Origin of the sequence: Mesorhizobium sp. M2E.F.Ca.ET.219.01.1.1 (assembly GCF_004016445.2) — a bacterium.
Taxonomy (GTDB): Bacteria; Pseudomonadota; Alphaproteobacteria; order Rhizobiales; family Rhizobiaceae; genus Mesorhizobium.
Genome location: NZ_SADT02000306.1, coordinates 1 through 279 on the forward strand (window position 1 = coordinate 1; position 279 = coordinate 279).

Annotated in this window: 1 pseudogene; it reads right to left on the reverse strand. The window is 73.1% G+C overall.

Features of this window, described 5'->3' with window-relative positions:
• A pseudogene (locus EN862_RS35945) lies at positions 1–279 on the reverse strand (DNA replication/repair protein RecF); the annotation flags it as partial.

Sequence of the window (279 nt, forward strand, 5' to 3'; positions counted from 1 at the left end):
GCCGTCGCGAGATCCTTCCGTAAGCAGGGGGTGACGCCCGCGCATCGCCTTCTCGTAGTCGAGCGCGCGCTGGCCGTGGGCGGGATCGATCGCCAGCACCAGCCGGTCGAGGAAGCGCCGGCGGTCGGCCGCCGGCCCGGGGAACAGTCCGTCCATCGCCGGCGTCAGCCAGACGACACGCAGCCACTCCAGCATATCCTCGGACGACCGCGCCGCGGCGCCATTGATCCGCACCCGTCTGCCGCTCTCGCCGCTGTCGCCGCCCGCAATGCCGGTGCC